Source organism: Qipengyuania thermophila, from assembly GCF_004153605.1.
In the GTDB taxonomy this organism is placed as follows: domain Bacteria; phylum Pseudomonadota; class Alphaproteobacteria; order Sphingomonadales; family Sphingomonadaceae; genus Qipengyuania_B; species Qipengyuania_B thermophila.
In genome coordinates, this window is record NZ_SDSI01000001.1 from 841,553 (window position 1) to 860,768 (window position 19,216).

Genomic DNA, 19,216 nt, shown 5'->3' on the forward strand with positions numbered 1-19,216 from the left:
CCCGCGTGCTTGCCCGACCGCGCCGCCAGTGACAAGGACGCAGGCGATGGCCGCTTGACAGCGGGGCGGCAATGCACATGCTGCGCGCACCCGTCTGGAGTGGCAGTGCATGAGTGCCATCGACCGCGCACGCGGCTTCATCGCCTCGCGGCACGGGGGGTTCATCGCCTCGCGCCTCGCGACGGTGGCCGAGAAGTACCTCAAGGCCTACAACAATCTCGGCAACATGAACATGGCCTGCAATGGCGAAGTCCGGGCGCTGCGCCATGTGCTCGCCCGCGTGCCCGGCGACATCATCGATGCGGGGTCCAACGAAGGGCAATGGGCGGGCGCGGTGCTGCCGTTCGTGACCGGCGATCGCACCGTGCACTGCTTCGAACCGGTGCCGCAGACCTTCGCCCGCCTCGCCGACGCGCTGGGCGGGCGTCCCCGTGTGCGGCTCAACAACGCCGGGCTGGGGGCGCGCGAGGGCTCCTTCACCCTCAACTTCAACCCGTCGGTCAGCGAAGTGACCAGCGCCTATCCGCTCGTCGATCATCACGGCGGCGCCTGCAGCGTCGAATGCCGCGTCACCACCGGCGACCTCTATCTGGCGGAACACGGCATTGCCGAGATCGCGCTGCTCAAGATCGACGTGGAAGGCATGGAGGCGGAGTGCCTTGCCGGCTTCGAGGACGCGTTCGGCGCCGCGCGCATCGCGAGCGTGCAGTTCGAACACGGGCCGAGCCACGTGCACTCCGGGCACACGCTGAAATACTTCAAGGACTGGTTCGAGGAGCGCGGCTTCGTGCTGTTCCGCATCTTCCCGCGGCGGCTGGAGCCGCTGCGCTACGAGCTGCGCCGGGAAAGCTTCGAGGCCCAGAACCTTCTCGCCGTGCGCCGGGACCTGCTGCCGGCGCTCGACCTGTCCGCCTAGCCGCGCAGCGTGACCACCGCGTCGACGAGCTGGCCGAAGGTCTCGATCTCGGCCTGCTGGTTCATGGAGATGATGATGTCGAACTCGTCCTCGATGGCGGCGACGAAGTCCATCACCGTCAGGCTGTCGAATTCGAGATCGCCGGCGAAGGTGGTGTCATCGGTGATCGCGACCTGCGCCTTGTTGAACGGCTCGATCAGCGATCGGATGCGGGCGTCGGCGTCGGCGCGGTCCATGCGGGGCTCTCCTCGGGCGGGTCGGGCGTTGCTCTATAGCCGCCCGCGCCGGCGGCGGCAAACGCGGCGCCAGCCTCTGCCGGCGTGGACCGCCTCAGGCGGCGAACAGCCGCTCCACCGCGCCGATGAAGGGGCGGATCGACACCGGCTTGGCGAGGTAGTCGGCCGCCCCGGCGCCGCGGATGCGCTCCTCGTCGCCCTTGCCGGCATAGGCGGTGACGGCCAGCACCGGGACATGACGCAGCGTCGGCTCGCGCTTCAGCGCGGCGATGAGCTCCAGCCCCGACACCCGTGGCAGCTGGATGTCCATGATGACGAGATCCGGGCCGAAAGCCTTGGCCGCGGTGAGCACCGCCCCGCCGTCGCCCACCGGCTCCACCGCATACCCGTTCGCCTTGAGAATGTCGCAGAACAGCTTGCGGTTGAGCTCGTTGTCCTCGACAACCATGATCCGTTTCGACAAGTGCGCGTGCCCCCGGTTGCGTTGGTGAACATAAGGTAAATGGAAAAAAAGACAAATCCGCAGCACCCGCGCCCCGTTGACGACGAGGCGGCTGTGCTCGCGCTGCGGGCGCTGGCCTGGCTGTGCGCGGACGAGGCACGGGCGGAGCGCTTTCTGGCGCTGACCGGCCTCACCCCGGAGCAGCTGCGGGGCGGGGCCGGCACGCCTTCGCTCAACGAGGCGGTGCTCGGCCATCTGTGCGGGCACGAGCCGGACCTGCTGGACGCGGCGGCGGCGCTGGGAGTGGAACCGGGCGCGATCGTCGCGGCGAGTGGCGCACGGTGGTCGGCATGACAGGTGCGCGCCCGCTGATCGTGTCGGACTGCGACGAGGTGCTGCTCCACATGGTCAGCCACTTTCGCGACTGGCTGGCCGAACGCCACGACATCGAGTTCCGGATGGACACGGCCTCGTTTGCCGATGCCCTGCGCCATCGCGGCACCGGCGCGGCGGTCGCCGGGGACGAGATCTGGCGTCTGCTCGGCCTGTTCTTCGACCACGAGATGCACCGCCAGCATCCGGTCGCCGGCGCGGTGGCGGCGATGAACACCCTGTCCCGGCACGCCGACGTGGTGATCCTCACCAACCTCGTCGATGCACGGCGCGAGCATCGGGCGCAGCAGCTCGCCGCGCACGGCATCCGCGCGCGGGTGTTCACCAACCAGGGGCCGAAGGGGCCTGCCCTCGCGGGGATCATCGCCGAATACCGCCCCAGCTTCACGATCTTCATCGACGACCTGGCGCAGCATCACCGCTCGGTGAAGGAGCTGTTGCCGGAGGTGACGACGCTGCACCTGTGCGCCGAGGCGCTGGTCGCGCCGCACATCCCCTGCGCCCACCGCGCCGGTCACGCCGACGCGCGGATCGACACCTGGGACGAGGCGCTGCCCTGGCTGCTCGAGCGGCTGGGCGTGGCGACGCCCGCACCACACAAGGAGACCACATGAGCATTGCTGCACGCCTCGAACAGCTTGGCATCGTCCTGCCCCAAGCCGCCGCGCCGGTGGCCAGCTATCAGCCGCTGGTGGTTCATGGCGGCCTCGTGCACCTGTCCGGGCAGCTGCCGTTCGTGGAGGGCGAGCTTGTGACGGGCAGGCTCGGCGCGGATGTGGACCTTGCCGAGGGTCAGCGGGCCGCGCGCGCCTGCGGGCTGATGATCCTGGCCCAGCTGTCCGCCCACGACCTGCTCGAACGGGTCGCCCGCGTGGTCAAGCTGGGGGCGTTCGTCGCCTCGGCGCCCGAATTCCACGACCAGCCCAAGGTTGCCAACGGCGCCTCGGACCTGATGTTCGAGGTGTTCGGCGAGCAGGGCCGGCATGCCCGCAGCGCCGTCGGGGTCGCCGTTCTGCCGCTCAACGCGGCGGTGGAGGTCGACGCGATCGTCGCCCTCGGCTGAGACGCCGCCTTGCGCTGCCGCCGCGGCGGCGTATCTCGCTGGCGATGGCAGAGCGGGACATGGTGGTGCGGGTGGGAAGCGGCGTGGCGGCCGTGCCCCCGGCGAGGTGGAATGCGCTGGCGGGCGAGGGCAACCCGTTCACCAGCCACGCCTTCCTCTCGGCGCTGGAGGATTCGGGCAGCGTCGGCCCGGGGACCGGCTGGCAGCCGGCACCGTTCCTGCTGGAGGATGGCGGCGGCGCCCTCGTCGGGGCCATGCCGGCCTATCTTAAGACGCACAGCCAGGGTGAATACGTGTTCGATCACGGCTGGGCCGAGGCGTATGCGCGGGCCGGAGGGCGTTACTACCCCAAGCTCCAGATCGCGGTGCCGTTCACCCCGGCGACGGGGCCGCGGGTGCTGTCCCGCTCGGCGGACGACGCCGCCCTGCTGCTGCGCGCGGCCGAGACGCTGTGCCGCCAGCATGGCCTGTCGGGGGCGCACGCCACCTTCATCACCCCGGACCAGGTGCCCATTTTCGAAAAGGCTGGCTGGCTCCTGCGCCATGACGTGCAGTTCCACTGGCTCAACCGCGGCTTCGCGAGCTTCGACGATTTCCTCGCCACCCTGTCCTCGCGCCGGCGCAAGGATCTGCGCAAGGAACGGGCTGCCGCCGGCGAGGGCGTGACGATCCGCCGGCTTCGCGGCGACGAGATCACGCCGGCGCACTGGGATGCGTTCTGGACCTTCTACCAGGACACCGGCGCGCGCAAATGGGGCCGGCCCTACCTGACGCGCGCCGCCTTTGCGCTGTTCGCCGAACGGCTGGGCGCGAAGGTGCTGCTGATCCTTGCCGAAGTCGACGGCACGCCGGTCGCCGGAGCCCTGAACTTCATCGGCGACGACACGCTGTACGGCCGCTACTGGGGCGCGATCGTCGACAAGCCGTTCCTGCATTTCGAGCTGTGCTACTATCAGGCGATCGACGTCGCCATCGCGCTGGGCCTTGGCCGCGTGGAAGCCGGCGCGCAGGGACAGCACAAGCTGGCGCGCGGATACGAGCCGGTGGCGACGGTGTCGGCGCACTGGCTGGCCGATCCGGGGCTTGCGCGTGCCGTGGCCGCGTTCCTCGCGCAGGAGCGGGAAGGCGTGGCGGCCGAGCAGCGCCTGCTCAGGCGCCACACACCCTACCGCCGCGACGGCTGACTCAGGCGGCCTGCCGCCGGCTGCGGCGCAGCCATTCGCGCGCCAGCCGCTGGGCGTCGGCGATCTCGCGCGCCGTCATCTCCTCGGCGATGTCGGCGCGGGCCGACGCGGCCAGCGGGTGCCCGTTGGCCGCGGCGATGTTGAACCAGCGGTGGGCCTCGACGAAGTCGGCGCTCAGCCCCGCGCTGCCGGTGGCAAAGGCGATGGCGAGGTTGAAGAGCGCGTCCGCGTCTCCCCGGCAATGCTCGGCGAGGAAGCCGGCAGTGACTGCCTGAGCCTCCGCGGAGGCGTTGCGCTGCCCCCTGCCGCCCTCGATCGCGCGCAATGGTCCCATGTGTGAACTCCCCCTGATGCCGGAGCCGGCAGCCCCCGCTGCCCGCCTCGACGCGCGAAACGTCACACAGGATGCTCAACAAGAGGTTAACGCCGCTGGACACAGGAGTGTCGGGGCGGGCGCGACACCCGCCGCGCGGATTTCTGCCTTGTGCCTCAATACCCTCGCCACTATAGGCCGCGCCAAACGGCATCCGTCGCAATTCTTGCGACGCAGCCGCGATCCGGCGGGCCGGGCGAGAGGAGCAATGGAACCTTCCTCATTCCACGACGCTGAGATGCTCGATCGCGCGCGTGGGTCCGTGCCGGACGGCTACGTGCCGTCCGAAGACGAGGAATACATGAACCCGCGGCAGCAGGATTACTTCCGCATGCTGCTCATCGAATGGAAGCGGTCGATTCAGAACGCCGCCCTTCAGACGCGCGCCTCGCTTCAGCACGGGCCGATCCGGGAACCCGATCTCAACGACCGAGCCTCCAGCGAGGCGGACTGGAGCATCGAGCTGCGGACCCGCGACCGGCAGCGCAAGCTGATCGCCAAGATCGACGCCGCGCTGCGGCTGCTCGACGAAGGGGATTATGGCTACTGCGAGGTGACCGGCGAGCCGATCGGGTTGAAGCGGCTGATCGCGCGCCCGGTGGCGACCATGACGGTCGAGGCGCAGGAAGCGCATGAGCGCCGCGAAAAGGTGTCCCGCGACGACTGACGCGCGCAGCCGGTTCCCGTCGCGGCGGCGTGTTTTTCGACCTGTTCCAGCGCGGGACGGGGGTGCGGAAACTTCCGGTTCTCTTTGTCCGTTTCTTCATGCCGCAAGACTTTGTTAGCCATTGCGTCCATACTGGCGCGCAGGCTGCGGCAGAGCCGGCCGACCGCACCGCGGCGGCGCCGGGGGCACCGCGCCAAGGAGCGATGATGATGTCTGGCATTGATACCCGCAGCGGCACGCGCGACAGCCTGTTCCTTCTCGCCGACCTGACGGTGGACGGCGAATCGGCGCCGCACCGGGTCAAGATCCGCAACCTCTCGACGAGCGGGTTGATGGCCGAGGGCGATGTCCGGGTGCAGCGCGGCACCCGCATCCGCCTCGATTGCCGGAGCGCCGGAATGGTCGCGGGCGTCGTCGCGTGGTGCGAGGGATCGCGCTTCGGCGTGGCGCTGCAGGACGAGATCGATCCGGCTGCGGTGCGCGAGGCGCTCATGGCGCCGCGGGAGAAGGCGCCCGAGGCACGCTATGCCGGCCGTTTCGCCGGTCCCGATCCGCTGCAACCCGATCCGCGCCGGCTGCGCACGCTCTGACGCCTGCTCAGGTGACCGCGGCGCGGCGGGCGAAGCGCGGCTCACGCCAGCTGCCGCTGCGCAGCACGTCGGCCAGATGGCCCGCCGCGGCGGCGACGTCGCTGAAGGCGAGATAGGCCGGCGCAAAGCCGAGGCGCAGCACATCGGGTTCGCGGAAGTCGCCGATGACGCCGCGCGCGATCAGCGCCTGGCAGACGGCGTAGGCATCCGGGTGAGCGAAGGACAGCTGGCTGCCGCGCGCGTGCGGATTGGCCGGGCTGACGCAGCGCAGCGAAGCTTCGGTCGCTGCGAGACAGCGCAGGAAGAACTGCGACAGGGCGCGCGACTTGGTGGCAAGCGCCGCCATCCCCAGGGACGCAATCGTGTCCACCCCGACCTCGAGCGCCGCCAGACCCAGCACCGGCGGCGTGCCGGCGAGCAGCCGCGCCACACCCTCGGCCGGTGCATAGTCGTCCTCGAAGGCGAACGGCCGGGCATGGCCGAACCAGCCGGTGAGCGGCTGGACGAGCCGGTCCTGATGCCGCCGCGCGACGAAGGCGAAGGCCGGTGCGCCCGGTCCTCCGTTCAGATATTTGTAGCCGCAGCCGACGGCGAAATCCGCCTCGCAGCCGTTCAGCGCCAGCTCGACCGCGCCGCAGCTGTGCGACAGGTCCCACAGCACCAGCGCCCCCGCGTTATGGGCAGCGCGCGTCAGCGCCGCCATGTCGTGCATGGCGCCGGTGCGGTAATGCACATGGCTGAGCAGGAGCAGCGCGACATCCGGCGCCGCCACCGCGTCGGCCAGCGCCCCCGGCGGGACGAGCCGGCGTTCGGCGAGGCCCTGCGCCTCCAGCCCGGCGATCATGTACAGGTCGGTGGGAAAGCTGCCCGGCTCGGACAGGACGACGCGTCGGCCGGGTCTGAGCGCAAGCGCGGCGGCGATGAGCTTGAACAGGTTCACCGAGGTGCTGTCGCAGGCGATCACCTCGTCGGGATGCGCGCCGATCAGCGGGGCGATCTTCGCCCCGACGCGCCGGGGCAGGTCGATCCAGCCGCCCGTGTCGCCCGGCGCGGCGTTCCAGCTGCGGATGAGCTGTTCGCCCCACTGCCGCTCCACCACCTGGCGCAGGCGCTCGGGCGTGGCGGCGGGCAGCGCGCCGAGGGAATTGCCGTCGAGATAGATGACCCCCTCGGGGAGGGTGAACAGCGCCCGGGCCGCGGCGAGCGGATCGGCCGCATCGAGGGCGCGCGCCTCGTCGCCGAGCGGGATCACGCGAGCGTCCGCAGGACGGCGCGGACCGGGGCGGCATCGCCGCCGGCGATCCGGAGCGGCAGGGCGATGAGTTCGTAGCGGCCGGCCGGCACCGCGTCGAGCACCAGCCCTTCGAGGATCCGTAGGTCGGCGTCGCGCGCCGCGTGGTGGGCGGCCATGTCCTTGCTGTCCTCGGGATCGAGCGACGGGGCGTCGGTGCCGATGAGCCGCACGCCCGCGGCGGCCAGATGGCGGACGGTGTCCGGTGCGAGGGTGGCGAAGTCGCTGCGCCATGCGTCGGCCGGGAAGCGGGCAAAGGTCTTGAACAGCACCCGTCCGGTGTCGCCCAGCGGCGGCAGGTGAGCAGGCTCGATGCGCCGTGCGGCCACATGGCGCAGGTCCACGACCTCGCACGGACCGACAAACGGCTCCAGCGCCATGCCCGCCGCGTCCGCCCCGTCGGCGGCGTAGTGCAGCGGCGCGTCCGCATGCGTGCCGGAATGCGTCGACAGGCTGATCCGTCCCACATTGACCGGGGCGCCGGCAGCCATCGACCAGGTCGGCGCAAGAGTGAAGCGCGTATCCCCCGGCCACACCGGCAGTTCGGGCCGGAGCACCTGGCTGATGTCGATCAGGCGCCCGCTCACAGCCGGGTCCGCGCGTCAAGCAGTTCAGGGAAGAAGCGGTGCTGCAGCACGGCTTCGAGATAGGGAACACCGCTGGTGCCGCCCGTTCCGCGCTTGAAGCCGATGATCCGCTCCACCGTCTTGAGGTGGCCGAAGCGCCAGCGCTGGAAGTGGTATTCGAGGTCCACCAGCTTCTCGGCCAGCTCGTAGAGGTCCCAGTGCGCCTCGGGCTGGCGGTAGATGGCGGCGAAGGCGTCCGTCACCGCCTCGTCCTCGACCCAGGGCTGCGCCGGATCGCGGGTCAGCACGGCGGCCGGAACGGCAAAGCCCCGCCGCGCCAGCAGACGCACGGTTTCGTCGTAGAGGCTGGGCCGTGTCAGCTCCTCCCGCAGGGCCGCGGCAATGCCCGGTGTGGCCTCGTGCATCGCCACCATCGCCGCGTTGCGCCCGCCCAGCAGGTATTCCATCTGCCGGTACTGGGCCGACTGGAACCCGCTGGAGGTGCCCAGATGCGGCCGCACCTGCGCATAGTCGTGGGGTGTCATCGTCGCGAGGACGTCCCAGCTGCCGATCAGCTGCGTCTGCGCCCGCGCGACCCGGGCGAGCATCTTGAACGCGGGCCGCAGCGCGTCGGCGGCGATGGCCCGGCGCGCGGCGTCGAGCTCGTGAAGGCACAGCTTCAGCCACAGCTCGCTCGTCTGGTGCACGATGATGAACAGCATCTCGTCATGCGCTGGCGATGCCGGATGCTGCGCGCCGAGCACCCGGTCGAGGTCGAGATAGGAGCCATAGGTCTGTGCGGTGGTCATGCCGGCGCCGTGCATAGCCGAGCGCGCCGGCGAGCGGAACCCAAGGGCGTGCCGGCCGATCCGCCGCGCGGGCGGCACCGTCACAGCGGGGCGCGGGAAAACGGAAACAGCGGGTGCACGCCCCAGGCGTTGTCGGCATAGCCGACGGTGTTGGCTCGCACCAGCGACCACCGGACCGGCGCGCCGAGCGGAATGAACAGGTTCTGCCGGGTCAGCAGCTCCTCAGCCTGGTTGATCAGCGCCGCCCGCCTCACGGGATCGGCTTCCGTGTTCGCCTGGACCATCAGCGCATCCGCTTCGGGGACGCACTGGGCCCGCGAGACGGAGCAGGCGAACTGGTTCATGAACCAGCGGGCCTGGGCATAGCGCGCCACCCGGTCGCGCAGCACGAGATCGGCTGCCTCTCCGTCGCCCGCGCGCCTGAGCTCGATGCCGGCCGCGTCCAGATCGCGCCTCAGCTGCCGCAGGAGCAGGTCGTTGCCGACGCCGGGGGGAAGGCTGATGGTCAGCTGCGGCGGGACGCCGGTGGCCGCGGCCCAGGCGGCCGCGCGCGCGCGGGCGATCGCCAGCCGCGCGTTCTGGTCAAGGTCGCGCCACCGCTCGGGGTTCTGCAACGGATCGCCGGGCAGGTCAGGCGGCACGATCCGCGTCGCCGGGAACCAGCCCGAGACGTTGAACGGCACGAGGAGCGCGTTCCGGTCGATGGCGAGCGCCACCGCTTCGCGGTTGCCGGCATCGGCGAGAAACCCCCCGCGCGACGCCACATCAAGGCCGAACAGGCCAACCACCGCGTTCAGCCGCACCGTGCCGCGGGCCAGAGGGCCGGTCTGAAGCAGCGGCAGCGAGTTGATGTCGCCGCCGAGCACCGCCGATGCCGCCCCGCTGTTGAAGGCTGCCACGGCCTGTTCGGCGGGCAGTGCCGCGATCCGCACCGAGCGCACCGTCTCCGCCCAGCGCGAATCGGCGGCGAGGCCGCGCTCTTCGGGCGCGATGGGCAGCAGTGTCACCGCACCAGCGGTTGCCGGACCGGCGGCCCGGCGCATCGGACCAAGGCCGCCGCCGCCGCCTTCGAAGCCCAGCTCGGGTTGCGCCAGCACGCGCAGGAACTGCGCCATCGGAGTGGCCAGCTCGATCTCCACCACGCGGCCGGTGAGTGCTCGCACGTCCGCAATCTTCGCAAGGTCCAGCCCCAGGGTGGTGCCCTGAAGCTGGCGGATGGCGCGCTGCAGCTGCGAGCGGACCTGCTGCGCCGTGACCGGCTGCCCGTCGGGCCAGTTCACGTCGCGCAGGCGGAAGATGTAGGACAGGCCGTCGTCCGTAACGATCCAGCTTTGCGCGAGGCCCGGGACGACTTCGCCGTTCTCGTCCATCCGCACCAGGCCCTGATGCGTGGCGGCGCGCAGATGCTGCGCGGCGAGCGGCAGGCGCAGCCCTTCGGCGTCGAGATCGCCGGGCTGGCCGACGAACAGCACCCGCACCGTGCGCTCGTCCTCGCGTCCCGTGCAGGCGGCGAGAGACCCGGACAGCGCGAGAAGCACCGCCCAGCCGATGAGGCGCCGGGCGCAGTGACTCACCACGGCAGTTCGTTCCCCCTGTGGTCGAGGAAGCGGTGCGCCACCGGATGCGGTGCGTCCAGCAGGTCGGCCAGCGCGCGGGCGCTGTCCCCGGCCGAGAGCGGCGCCTTGTCTCCGCCCATGTCGGTCCGCACCCAGCCCGGATGGAGCGAGAGGACCGCGATGGCCCGCGCTTTCGCCTGTTCCTCGAACACGTTGCGCGACAGCATGTTCAGCGCCGCCTTGCTCATCCGGTACAGGTCCGCTCCGCCAGAGGACAGGGCGATGGATCCCATCCGCGACGTGGTGAAGGCGAGCACACCGCCGTCGCGCAGCACCGGCAGCAGCGCCCGCGCCGCCCGCGCCGGACCGGCGGCGTTCGTCAGCACCGCGTGCGCGATGGCGGCGTCCCCCGCCTCGTCGATCCGGCACCCGTCGTAAATTCCGGCGTTGAGCAGCACCACGTCGAGCGCGGCGCCGGCCAGTGTCTCCGCGAGCGCCGCAATGGTCTGCGGTTGCGTCACATCGGCCGACGCGACCCGGATCCCGTCGTGCTGCTGCGCGGCGAGGCGGTGCAGCGGCTCGCTGCGGGTCCGTTGCGTTGCCACGACGCGCCAGCCGCGCGTCGCCAGTTCCCCGGCCAGCGCCAGGCCGATGCCGCGCGATGCCCCGACGATCAGCGCGCGGCGAGGCGCCGTCACGCCTTGTACTCGATCAGGGTCGCGCGCGTGCCCCGCCGCTGCTGGACCCGGTGCTGGAGCCAGCCGCGCGCCTGCGCAAGTTTGGCGATCATGATCAGCAGCGCCCACTGCGCCCCGCCGCGCCACCCCATCGCCGCGGCCTTGCTGCGTGCCAGCCGGACGACCTGCGCCGCGACCGCAAGAGCGGGGGCAAGGGCGAGCAGCCGGAGCGGGGCGCCTGTGCCGACGAGGCTCAGCACCAGTCCGGGGATGGCGAGCAGCATGAGCGACGACCACAAAAGGGCGCTTTGCTGCAGGCGCATCCACGACCGATCCGCATCCTTGCCGTGCAGGGCGATGAGCGCGGCGATGCCGAAACCGGTCCGCCGGGCGCGGTGCCACCACTGGCGCAGATGCGTCATGGCGACGTCGTGCGCCGTCATCTCCGCGCCATTGCTCCACACCCGCCAGCCGCGCGCGCGCAGGCGCAGGCACATCTCCGGCTCCTCGCCGGCGATCAGTGCGTCGTTGTAGCCGCCCACCTCCCTGAGCGCCGCCACCCGGAACAGCGCATCCCCGCCACAGGCGCTTGCCGGTCCGGCCGGCACGCTCCATTCGTCGTCGATGGCGCGGTGGTAGGCGTTGCGCCCCGGATCGCGCTCGCGGCGGCGTCCGAAAACCACCGCGCGGCGCGGGTCGTCTGCCATGTCCGCGATCGCCGTGGACAGCCATTCCGGGTGCACGGCACAGTCGCCGTCCACCATCTGCACGAACTCGGCCTCCGGATGGTCGCGCAGCAGCCGGGCGAGACCGGCATTGCGTGCGCGTGCGGCCGTGAACGGCACGTCGGTGTCAAGCTCGACCACCGCCACGCCCAAGGACCGCGCCAGCGCCACACTGCCGTCGGTGGAGCCGGAATCGACATACACCGCCGCTCCCTGCCCCGCCACGGAACGCAGACACGCCTCCAGCCGCTCCCCCTCATTGCGGCCGATGATGACGATGCCGATGCGGGCCAAGGACTTGTACACTGTTATCTGTCACCCGTTGATCTGCCTCTGCCCGTTGTGAGTCGGCGATCGACCATGCATGGGCTAGCCTGACGCTCATCTACTCTCCAGCAAGGTGTTCTACAAACGATGCTGCCAGACGAAGCAATCCTCATGGGGCAATGGATCAGAAGCCTTGATCTGCGCAAAGGCGCAGTATGCCTCAACTTCGGCTCATCCACGCGCCACTTCCGAGAAGTGGTTCAGCCTCACATTGATGAGCATGTCTTTGCTCCGCTCAGGCAAGCCGGCGTTCGCACGATCCACTGCGACCTGAAAGTCGATGATGGCGTGGATGAGGTCGGGGATGTCCTTGATCCGGGGGTTCGCTCCAGGCTTGCCGGTTATGAACCGGAACTCGTCATCTGCAGCAATCTGCTGGAACATCTGACCGATCCGGCGACCTTCGCGCAGGCATGCGGCGAAATTCTTCGTCCGGGCGGACACTGCTTGATCACGGTGCCGCGCAGTTTTCCGTATCATCCCGATCCGATCGACACCATGTACAGGCCGGAGCCATCCGAAGTGGCGGCACTTCTCCCGGAATGGCAGGTTGTGTCGGCGAAGGAGATTGCTGCCGGCAGCTATGCGGACGACCTGCGTACGCATGCTGCGCCTACTGTCGCTCTGTTGAGACAGGCAATCAGAGCAGCCATGCCATTTTATCGGCCATCCCAGTGGCGTCCCGCAGCGCACAAGCTCATGTGGCTCTTCAAGCCCTATCGCGTCTCCTTGGTGATGCTCAGGAAACCGGAACATCATGCTGCGGACTCAAGAGTCCGCTGAACGATTGCTGGAACAACGAAGCCAGTTTGGCTGCCTCAACCGTGTCAAAGTGCCTGGCCAACACACGCTCCCTCGCTGCCGCTCCCATCTCCGCCAGCCGTTCGCGGCTGAGGCATGACATTGCAGCCATGGCGTCTGCGAAGGCTTCTGCGTCGCCAGCCGGCACAATCAATCCGTCAACTCCATGCCTCACCAGTTCCGGAATGCCGGCGATCGCTGTCGTGACCACCGGACGTGCCCGGGACATGGCTTCCATGATCACGACCGGGAGCCCCTCGGCGAAACTTGGAAGAACCAGGGCGGACGATCGGTCCAGCAGTTCCCGCACCTCGTCAGCATTTACCCAGCCGGTTATCGTGATCAGTTCCGCCAGCTCGGCTGCCTGGATGGCTTCCTCGAGCTGCTTGCGCATCTCGCCGTCACCGGCGAGGATCAGCGGAATCGGAGTTCCGCGATCTCGCAGCAAGCGGATTGCTTCGATGAGCAGCACCTGCCCCTTCTGCTCGCACAGGCGTCCGACACAAAGTACGCCGAAATCCTGCGGCAGGGGCTGCGGTGGTGTGGCGTTGATCCGCGGATCCAGCGCGCAATGCACCACCCGTATCTTCTCCCAGTCGCTCAGCCTGGACCAGCGGAACAGCTGGCTGCGGCAGAAACTGGTGATCGCCGCAACGAAGCTGGCGTCGCGGACCTTGACTCCAAGTTTCAGTTGATGGGGCTTGTCGAACTCCTCGGGCCCATGAACAGTGAAGCTGAAAGGCGGCCCGCCAAGTGATTTCACGAGAAAGGCGACGGTGGCAGCATTGCTGCCGAAGTGGGCATGCACATGATGCGCGCCACTGCCTGTCTCGACCCACTCAAGCACCAGGCACGCTTCTGCCAAATAGATGAGATGGTGCAGGAAGCTGCGCTCTGCACCCCGCGACAGTGTCCAGGCGTGTTTCAAGGCTTGAAGGAAAGGTCCGGGACGCGAGAAGACGACGCGCAGCAATGCTTTCAGCAACGGTGCTGGTCCGCCCTCGAGTACGTAGCGGGTGCGTTCGCGCTCTGCTGCGTCGAGAGGGTCGACTACAGTGTTCTCCCACCCCCGCATGGCCAGTCGCTCGACGCGAACACCCAGGCGTTCAAGGGCCAGGATTTCCGTGCGGATGAAACTGTGACTTACCGCCGGGTACTGGTTCAGAAGATATGTGACGGCAAGGCTGCCAGAAGCAACATCGTCTCCGTTCGAGTGCCCATGCTGCGTCATACTCACGCCGTGCCCATGACCTGTGCTGCGAAGCGGTGCATTTCTTCGGATTGGGGGCTCATCTGCAGCAGCAGAAGGTCGACCCCGGCATGCTCGTATTCGGCGATGCGCTCCTTGAGCTGTTCCGGTGTCCCGACCAGTCCGGGCCGCAGGCCGCGGTTGGAGACGGCGTATTCCTGCAGCTTCAGTTCGCGTTCGAGCTGCGTGCCCGACAGCCACTGATCGAAATTGGCGTAGCCGGGCGGCAGGTCGCGCACGGCGGTGATCCGGGCCAGTTCGGCCTTCGCCTCCGCCTCGCTGTCGCGCACGATGGCATAGGCCGCCATGCCGAAGGCCAGCGGCGGCCGGCCAAGCTCCTCCCGCCGGGCGGACAGGTCGGCGACCCGCGCAGCGATCACCTCGGGCGGGTCGCCGTGCATGACGTAGGCGTCGCACTGCCGCGCAATCATCTGCCTCGCCGCTTCGCTCTCGCCGCCGGCGTAGATCACGGGGCGCGCCTCGGGCCCGGGCGCGCAGATCGCCTCGTCCGTCCGGTAGAACCGGCCGGAGAAGGAGAAGCGGGGCTGGGTCCACAGGCCCTCGACGACCTCCAGCCACTCCGCCGTGCGGGCGTAGCGGTCGTCGTGCCGGTCGAACTCGAGGCCGTACTGGCGCGCCTCGTCCGCCCACCAGGACGACACGACATTGAGCGACAGCCGTCCGCCAGCAATCCGGTCGATGTTCGCGGCCGCCTTGGCGAACAGCGCCGGATGATGGAAATTCGGGCGCACAGCGACCATCAGTTCGAGCCGGCTCGTCACCGCCGCCAGCGCCGCGGCAGTGGACCAGGCGTCGAGAGCAGGGGCGTCCACCCCCTTGATGTCGTTGAGGTTCAGCTCGGCGATGAGGGTCAGGTCGTATCCCCAGCGTTCCGCGTCGAGCGCGAGGCGGCGGACATAGGCCCAGCTCGCCTCCATCCCCTCGTCCGCCACATTGCGCAGCCAGCCCCCGAACACCGGCATCCAGAACCCGTACCGCATCAGGCCGCCGCCTCCTTCAGCCAGACCGCGATCCGGTCCACCAGCCGCTCGTGCGGATCCCATCCGAGCACGTCCAGCGGATTCGCGACGAAGTTGGACAGCGCGTTGATGTCGTAGAAGCGCGGCGTCCCGTCACGGTCGTCGATCATGACCTCGACGCCGCCAAGATCAAGCGCCGCGGCCTGTGCCACCCGCTCGGCGGCGCTGCGGAGAGCCGCGTCCGGTTCCGCCGCCCGCATGACGATGCCGCTGCCCGGCGCCGCGCAGGCGTCGGCCGGACACAGGTCGAAGCTGCCTGCTCCCTCGATGGTGATGGCGTAGAGGAACCGCCGGTCGAGCGTCTCCAGCCGGGTCACGATCCCGCCGCGCGCGGGCACGACTTCCTGGACCAGCAGCACGCCGTCGATGCTGGAGGGCAGGGCGCGATCGGCTACTGCGGCACGCAGGGCGTCGAGAGTGTCGAAGCGGGCGATCCCGGCGCCGGCACCGCCGATGTTCGCCTTGACCAGCAGCGGGAAGCCGATTTTGGCGGCCGCCGCGACGGCATCGGCGGCGCGGTGCACCACCCGTGTAGCCGGAATGGCAAGGCCGAGCGAGGCCAGCAGGGCAAGCTGCCGCGCCTTGGACGCGTCCACCGCGAAGGCTGCCGTGCCGTTGAGAACGCGCGCGCCGCCTGCCTCCCATCGGGCAAGCAGGGCCTGCACCCAGAAGATCGGATGCTCCGGCTCGCGCAGAAAGGCCGACATGGCCACCCGGTTGAGCACGAGCGGTGCCGGAGGGTGCGGATCGGCCGGGTCGAAGGCGGTGCCCGGAGACAGGGTGGTGAACGCGATGCCGCGCCGCTCGAGCGCGGCGAACAGCGGCGCGAACCAGCGCGGATGCTCGAACAGGATCGCCAGGGCAGGGCTCATCGGCGCGCGAACCGGAAGTACCAGACCTCGTGCCCCTGCTTGCGCGCCTTGGCCTCGTAGCGGGTCTCGGGCCAGCCCGAAGGGCGCTGCTGCCAGCTGCGCGGGCCGTCCGTCAGCCAGGTGAAGGCATCCCGGTGGCGACGCATGACCATCAGCGCGTGGCGCAGATAGACCGGGTGGTCGGTTCCGAACCGCAGCTCCCCGCCCGGCTTCAGCTTGGCGGCGAACAGGGTCACCGGCCCGTCATTCATCATCCGCCGCTTGGCATGACGCGCCTTCGGCCATGGGTCGGGATGGAGGAGGTAGATCATGGTCAGCGATCCGTCCGGCACGCGCCTCAGCACCTCCAGCGCATCGCCATGGTGCAGACGGACATTCGCCAACCGCCCTTCCTGCACATGGACGAGCGCTGCGGCCACGCCGTTCAGGAACGGTTCGGCGCCGATGAAGCCGTGATCGGGCAGCAGGTCGGCCCGGGCGGCGAGATGCTCGCCCCCGCCAAAGCCGATCTCGAAATGCAGCGGGCACTCCACGCCGAAAAGGCGCCCGGCCGTCACGGGGCCGTCCGCAGGCACGGCGATCTGCGGAAGGAGCGTGTCCACCAGCTCCTGCTGCCGGGCGCGCAGGGGCTTGCCGACCGAGCGGCCGTAAAGCCGGTTGAGGGTGAGCGGGTCGCCGGGTTTGTGCGCGGTCATGGCCGCGCGCCTTATAGCGGCCGTTGCCGATGCGCCAGCGGGGCTGTTTCGCTCCGCGCGCAGCCGTGGTAATCTCGATGTCTGGCTGACCGGGAGGCCGTCCACTGAGCGAGCATGATTTCGCCGCGACCTATGCCGCGCTCCGCACCGTGATGCTGCGCAATGCCGGCGAGCAGATTGTCGCGGAAGATGCCCCCGGATCACTGATCCTGCGAACCCACGCTCGCGATGCCAAGGGGCAACCTGGCTGGTTCGGCACGGTGACGGTGAAGAAGAGCTACGTCGCTTATCACCTGATGCCGCTTTACGAGCAGCCGGCACTGGCGGACGGGCTCAGTGCTGGGCTGGCCAAACGGCGTCAGGGAAAAACTTGCTTCAACTTCAAGGATGTCGATGAAGCCCTGTTCGAAGAAGTTGCGGCGCTGACCGCGCGGTGTGCGGACAGCGCCGGATAGCGGCGGTCAGGCCGCGACGGCGCCCGCCTCGGTGTCCACCAGCACGTAGCCGCGCCCCCAGACGGTCTCGATGTAGTTCTCCCCGCCGCAGGCCTGCGAGAGCTTCTTGCGCAGCTTGCAGATGAACACGTCGATGATCTTGAGTTCCGGTTCGTCCATGCCGCCATACAGGTGGTTGAGGAACATTTCTTTGGTCAGCGTCGTGCCCTTGCGCAGGGACAGCAGCTCCAGCATGGCGTATTCCTTGCCGGTGAGGTGGACCCGCGCGCCATCGACCTCCACCGTCTTGGCGTCGAGGTTCACCGCCAGCTTGCCGGTGCGGATCACCGACTGGCTGTGTCCCTTGGACCGGCGCACGACCGCGTGGATGCGGGCGATCAGTTCCTCGCGGTGGAACGGCTTGGTGACATAGTCGTCGGCACCGAAGCCGAAGGAGCGGATCTTGGAGTCCATCTCGCCCACGCCGGACAGGATGAGCACAGGCGTCTGCACCTTGGCCACGCGCAGCTTCTTGAGCACGTCGTAGCCGTGCATGTCGGGCAGGTTCAGGTCGAGCAGGATGATGTCGTAGTCGTAGAGCTTGCCCAGATCGAGGCCTTCTTCCCCGAGGTCCGTGGAGTAGACGTTGAACCCTTCATTGCCGAGCATGAGCTCAATGGCTTTTGCGGTGGTCGGCTCGTCTTCGATCAAAAGCACGCGCATGGCCCGGTGTCCCCCTTCGCCCTGATACCGTCGAGACTCTCTTGTGCCGGAGTCTTGACTCGAATTAACCACACGAGAGGTGAAGGGGAAAGGTTAATTCTTTGTTTCACCAGCGGTGAGTGGAAAGGCTCAGGCCAAGCCCGCCAGCCGGTGCCGCCGCCGCCGCTGGACCGAACTGCCAAGCCCAAGCGCCTCGCGGTATTTGGCGACCGTCCGGCGAGCGAGATCGTACCCTTCTGTGCGCAGGACGGCCACCAGCGCATCGTCCGAGAGCACGGCGTCCGGCGCCTCGGCGGCGATGAGGGCGCGGATGCGCGCCTTGACCGCCTCGGAGGATGCCTCGCCGTCCCCCTCGGCCGCGACGCCGCTGGAGAAGAAATAGCGCAGCTCGAACGTGCCGAAGGGACAGGACAGGTACTTGTTCGCCGCCACCCGGCTGACGGTCGACTCGTGCATGGCGATGTCCTGCGCCACCTCGCGCAGGGTCAGCGGGCGCATCGCCGCGACGCCCTGACGGAAGAAGCCGGCCTGGTGGCGGATGATCGCGGCGGCCGTCTTGAGGATCGTCTTCTGGCGCTGGTCCAGGGCGCGGATGATCCAGTTCGCCTCCTGAAGCTGTTCGTCGAGCCAGCGGCGCGCCGCCTTGCCGGGGCAGCCGTTGCGCAGTTCGAGGTAGTAGGGGCGGTTGACCACCAGACGCGGCAGGGTCGCCTCGTTCAGCCGGACCTCCCAGTCCGCCCCGCGCGGCAGCACCAGCACGTCGGGCACGATCGCCTCGTCGCCGCAGCCGCCGAACCGGCAGCCCGGCTTGGGATCGTAGCGGCGCAGCTCCGCCAGCATGTCCGCCAGATCCTCGTCGTCCACCTCGCACAGGCGCTTCAGCCGCTCGACCTCGCCGCGCGCCACCAGGTCGAGATTGTCGATCAGCCGCGCCATGCAGGGATCGTAGCGGTCGGCATCGCGCGCCTGCAGCGCCAGGCATTCGGCGAGCGTGCGCGCGCCGATGCCGGGCGGGTCGAGCGACTGCACCCGTTTGAGCGCTCGCTCCATCTCCGCGACCGGCACGCCATGCTCCCGCGCCAGCGCATCGAGCGGAGTGGCAAGATAGCCGGCCTCGTCCAGTTCGCCGATCACGGCCATGGCCAGTTGCGCCTCGCGCCGGTCGAAGGCCGCGCCCGCGATCTGGGCCGCCAGATGCTCGCTCAGGGTCGGAAGGCTCGCCGCGCGGGCGTCGGGTTCCGCCGGCGCGTCGGCACCGCCCGCATACGAATCGCTGCCCCATGCACCGTCGTCGCGGCCGCCGCCGTTCCAGGTTTCTTCGAGGTCGAGCGCGTCGTGACCTGTCCCGAAGCCGTCGGCGCTCGGCTCCGCGGCGATCGCGTCCGGCTCCGCCGCCGGTTCCGCCGCGGTGTCGCCCACTTCCAGCAGCGGATTGGCGCTCAGGCTTTGGGCGATGAAGGTTTCCAGCTCGAGATTGGAGAGGGCGAGCAGCTTCACCGCCTGCTGCATCTGCGGCGACATCACCAGCGTCTGGCTCTGCCGCATCTCGAGGCGCGCCGACAGCGCCATGATCGTCCTCTCTTCTGT

The 19,216-nt window shown here is 69.3% G+C and carries 24 protein-coding genes; 9 read left to right on the forward strand and 15 right to left on the reverse strand.

The features are described from left to right. Positions 1–109 precede the first annotated feature (109 nt). A complete protein-coding gene (locus ETO60_RS04060; RefSeq protein WP_130002838.1) occupies positions 110–916 on the forward strand; it encodes an FkbM family methyltransferase in 807 nt (268 codons plus the stop codon). Here the strand turns inward: ETO60_RS04060 and ETO60_RS04065 are convergent. Both ETO60_RS04065 and ETO60_RS04070 read right to left on the reverse strand, forming a co-directional pair. Further along, on the reverse strand, positions 913–1,152 hold the full coding sequence (locus ETO60_RS04065) for an acyl carrier protein (protein ID WP_130002840.1): 240 nt from the start codon (positions 1,150–1,152) through the stop codon (positions 913–915). The two genes, ETO60_RS04060 and ETO60_RS04065, sit on opposite strands and share 4 nt — an antisense overlap. A gap of 94 nt (positions 1,153–1,246) precedes the next feature. Then, complete coding sequence (locus tag ETO60_RS04070) at positions 1,247–1,615, reverse strand: response regulator (RefSeq protein ID WP_130002842.1); 369 nt, start codon at positions 1,613–1,615, stop codon at positions 1,247–1,249. Between the two features lie 39 nt (positions 1,616–1,654). Between ETO60_RS04070 and ETO60_RS04075 the strand changes: the two genes are divergently transcribed. Genes ETO60_RS04075 through ETO60_RS04090 form a run of 4 tightly spaced genes read left to right on the forward strand, consistent with a single transcriptional unit; the run spans position 1,655 to position 4,234 of the window. Beyond that, a complete protein-coding gene (locus ETO60_RS04075) occupies positions 1,655–1,948 on the forward strand; it encodes a DUF3572 family protein (RefSeq protein WP_130002844.1) in 294 nt (97 codons plus the stop codon). Further along, on the forward strand, positions 1,945–2,601 hold the full coding sequence (locus ETO60_RS04080) for an HAD family hydrolase (protein ID WP_130002846.1): 657 nt from the start codon (positions 1,945–1,947) through the stop codon (positions 2,599–2,601). The genes ETO60_RS04075 and ETO60_RS04080 overlap by 4 nt, the downstream gene beginning before the upstream one ends. After that, entirely contained in the window at positions 2,598–3,050 is a 453-nt protein-coding gene (locus ETO60_RS04085; protein ID WP_130002848.1) for a RidA family protein, read from the forward strand. The genes ETO60_RS04080 and ETO60_RS04085 overlap by 4 nt, the downstream gene beginning before the upstream one ends. 44 nt (positions 3,051–3,094) lie before the next feature. Further along, positions 3,095–4,234, forward strand: coding sequence for a GNAT family N-acetyltransferase (locus ETO60_RS04090; protein WP_130002850.1), 1,140 nt, complete (start codon positions 3,095–3,097; stop codon positions 4,232–4,234). Between the two features lies 1 nt (position 4,235). On the opposite strand, the gene ETO60_RS04095 is transcribed toward ETO60_RS04090, so the two are convergent. Continuing rightward, a complete protein-coding gene (locus ETO60_RS04095; RefSeq protein WP_130002852.1) occupies positions 4,236–4,568 on the reverse strand; it encodes an SEL1-like repeat protein in 333 nt (110 codons plus the stop codon). Between the two features lie 277 nt (positions 4,569–4,845). Between ETO60_RS04095 and dksA the strand changes: the two genes are divergently transcribed. Further along, a complete protein-coding gene (dksA, locus tag ETO60_RS04100; RefSeq protein ID WP_390612557.1) occupies positions 4,846–5,274 on the forward strand; it encodes an RNA polymerase-binding protein DksA in 429 nt (142 codons plus the stop codon). A gap of 209 nt (positions 5,275–5,483) precedes the next feature. Beyond that, positions 5,484–5,864: a PilZ domain-containing protein gene (locus ETO60_RS04105; protein WP_165362104.1), complete on the forward strand. Its 381-nt coding sequence runs from the start codon at positions 5,484–5,486 to the stop codon at positions 5,862–5,864. Positions 5,865–5,871: 7 nt separating this feature from the next. On the opposite strand, the gene kynU is transcribed toward ETO60_RS04105, so the two are convergent. From kynU to ETO60_RS04135, 6 genes are all read right to left on the reverse strand, one after another. Then, a complete protein-coding gene (gene kynU, locus ETO60_RS04110) occupies positions 5,872–7,116 on the reverse strand; it encodes a kynureninase (RefSeq protein ID WP_130002858.1) in 1,245 nt (414 codons plus the stop codon). Then, entirely contained in the window at positions 7,113–7,742 is a 630-nt protein-coding gene (gene kynB, locus ETO60_RS04115; protein ID WP_130002860.1) for an arylformamidase, read from the reverse strand. The genes kynU and kynB overlap by 4 nt, the downstream gene beginning before the upstream one ends. Continuing rightward, positions 7,739–8,530, reverse strand: coding sequence for a tryptophan 2,3-dioxygenase (locus ETO60_RS04120; protein ID WP_130002862.1), 792 nt, complete (start codon positions 8,528–8,530; stop codon positions 7,739–7,741). Before ETO60_RS04120 ends, kynB begins: the two co-directional genes overlap by 4 nt. Before the next feature lie 80 nt (positions 8,531–8,610). Next, positions 8,611–10,107, reverse strand: coding sequence for an ABC transporter substrate-binding protein (locus ETO60_RS04125; protein WP_130002864.1), 1,497 nt, complete (start codon positions 10,105–10,107; stop codon positions 8,611–8,613). Next, the gene (locus ETO60_RS04130) at positions 10,101–10,784 is read right to left on the reverse strand and encodes an SDR family NAD(P)-dependent oxidoreductase (RefSeq protein ID WP_130002866.1); all 684 of its coding nucleotides are present in this window, start codon (positions 10,782–10,784) and stop codon (positions 10,101–10,103) included. The genes ETO60_RS04125 and ETO60_RS04130 overlap by 7 nt, the downstream gene beginning before the upstream one ends. Beyond that, complete coding sequence (locus tag ETO60_RS04135) at positions 10,781–11,794, reverse strand: glycosyltransferase family 2 protein (RefSeq protein WP_234026308.1); 1,014 nt, start codon at positions 11,792–11,794, stop codon at positions 10,781–10,783. The genes ETO60_RS04130 and ETO60_RS04135 overlap by 4 nt, the downstream gene beginning before the upstream one ends. A gap of 108 nt (positions 11,795–11,902) precedes the next feature. On the opposite strand from ETO60_RS04135, the gene ETO60_RS04140 reads away from it, so the two are divergent. Continuing rightward, positions 11,903–12,598 carry a methyltransferase domain-containing protein gene (locus tag ETO60_RS04140; protein ID WP_130002868.1) on the forward strand — a complete coding sequence of 232 codons (696 nt, stop codon included), beginning with the start codon at positions 11,903–11,905 and terminating at the stop codon, positions 12,596–12,598. Here the strand turns inward: ETO60_RS04140 and ETO60_RS04145 are convergent. From ETO60_RS04145 to trmB, 4 genes are read right to left on the reverse strand one after another with little or no spacing between them, the layout of a single operon-like run. Then, on the reverse strand, positions 12,555–13,847 hold the full coding sequence (locus tag ETO60_RS04145) for a glycosyltransferase (protein WP_130003119.1): 1,293 nt from the start codon (positions 13,845–13,847) through the stop codon (positions 12,555–12,557). The genes ETO60_RS04140 and ETO60_RS04145 overlap by 44 nt on opposite strands. Positions 13,848–13,849: 2 nt before the next feature. Then, on the reverse strand, positions 13,850–14,866 hold the full coding sequence (locus ETO60_RS04150; protein ID WP_130002870.1) for an LLM class flavin-dependent oxidoreductase: 1,017 nt from the start codon (positions 14,864–14,866) through the stop codon (positions 13,850–13,852). Then, the gene (locus ETO60_RS04155) at positions 14,866–15,777 is read right to left on the reverse strand and encodes an ATP-grasp domain-containing protein (RefSeq protein ID WP_130002872.1); all 912 of its coding nucleotides are present in this window, start codon (positions 15,775–15,777) and stop codon (positions 14,866–14,868) included. The genes ETO60_RS04150 and ETO60_RS04155 overlap by 1 nt, the downstream gene beginning before the upstream one ends. Next, on the reverse strand, positions 15,774–16,472 hold the full coding sequence (gene trmB, locus ETO60_RS04160; RefSeq protein ID WP_130002874.1) for a tRNA (guanine(46)-N(7))-methyltransferase TrmB: 699 nt from the start codon (positions 16,470–16,472) through the stop codon (positions 15,774–15,776). The genes ETO60_RS04155 and trmB overlap by 4 nt, the downstream gene beginning before the upstream one ends. A 152-nt stretch (positions 16,473–16,624) precedes the next feature. Here trmB and ETO60_RS04165 point away from each other — a divergent pair, with 152 nt between their 5' ends. Beyond that, positions 16,625–16,927: a hypothetical protein gene (locus ETO60_RS04165; protein WP_145963476.1), complete on the forward strand. Its 303-nt coding sequence runs from the start codon at positions 16,625–16,627 to the stop codon at positions 16,925–16,927. A gap of 6 nt (positions 16,928–16,933) precedes the next feature. On the opposite strand, the gene ctrA is transcribed toward ETO60_RS04165, so the two are convergent. Both ctrA and rpoN read right to left on the reverse strand, forming a co-directional pair. Beyond that, positions 16,934–17,629 (reverse strand): response regulator transcription factor CtrA, encoded by a 696-nt coding sequence (gene ctrA / locus ETO60_RS04170; protein ID WP_130002878.1) that lies wholly within the window; start codon positions 17,627–17,629, stop codon positions 16,934–16,936. A 129-nt stretch (positions 17,630–17,758) separates the two neighbouring features. Next, positions 17,759–19,198, reverse strand: a complete 1,440-nt coding sequence (gene rpoN, locus ETO60_RS04175) for an RNA polymerase factor sigma-54 (RefSeq protein WP_130002880.1) — start codon at positions 19,196–19,198, stop codon at positions 17,759–17,761. Positions 19,199–19,216: the final 18 nt, after the last annotated feature.